The organism is Paraburkholderia sp. J11-2 (assembly GCF_905220185.1).
Lineage (GTDB): Bacteria > Pseudomonadota > Gammaproteobacteria > Burkholderiales > Burkholderiaceae > Paraburkholderia.
In genome coordinates, this window is the sequence record NZ_CAJMYY010000096.1 from 1 (window position 1) to 809 (window position 809).

The window sequence follows — 809 nt, forward strand, 5'->3', positions numbered from 1 at the left end:
TACCGCCACTCACCACGTACGTCGGGTTCGAGATCGAGCCGTCGCTGTTCACCGTCGAGCCGCCGCCCAGCGAGCTGGCCGTCGAGCTGGCGAGGGTGTACAGCTGCGAGCCGTTCACCGCATCGAAGCTCGACGCGTTCACCAGACCGTTGGCCACGTTGTGCAACGCCACTGCCGAAGTCGCGCCCGTGCCGCCCAGCGTCACCGAGTCGTGCGCCGACGAGTCGTACAGCACTGCGTCAGCCAGTTGACCCTGCATGTTCGTGATCTGGCCGTTGATGGTCGTCACGTCGCCCGCGAGGTTCGACACATTCGTGTTCGTCTCATACAGCTGCGAGCCGTTCACTGCGTCGAGGCTCGATGCGCTCAGCACGCCGTTCGCCACATTGTGCAGCGCCACTGCCGAAGTCGCACCCGAACCGCCCAGCGTTACCGAATCATGCGCCGACGTGTCGTACAGCACCGCGTCAGCCAGCTGACCCTGCATGGTCGTGATCTGGCCGTTGATGGTCGTAACATCACCAGCAAGGTTCGTCACATTGCCCGCGAGGTTCGACACATTCGTGTTCGTCTCATACAGCTGCGAGCCGTTCACTGCGTCGAGGCTCGATGCGCTCAGAGTGCCATTTGCCACGTTGTGCAGCGCCACTGCCGAGGTCGCACCCGTGCCGCCCAGCGTGACCGAGTCGTGCGCCGACGAGTCGTACGCCACCGCGTCAGCCAGTTGACCGTTGATGTTCGTGATGTCGCCCGACAGGTCCGAAATGCTCTGGTTCGTCGCGTACAGCTGCGAACCGTTCACCGCGTCG

At 63.7% G+C, this 809-nt stretch carries 1 pseudogene; it reads right to left on the reverse strand.

Annotated features, from left to right (window positions below):
• Positions 1–809 (reverse strand): annotated as a pseudogene (locus U5A57_RS41315) (hemagglutinin); the annotation flags it as partial.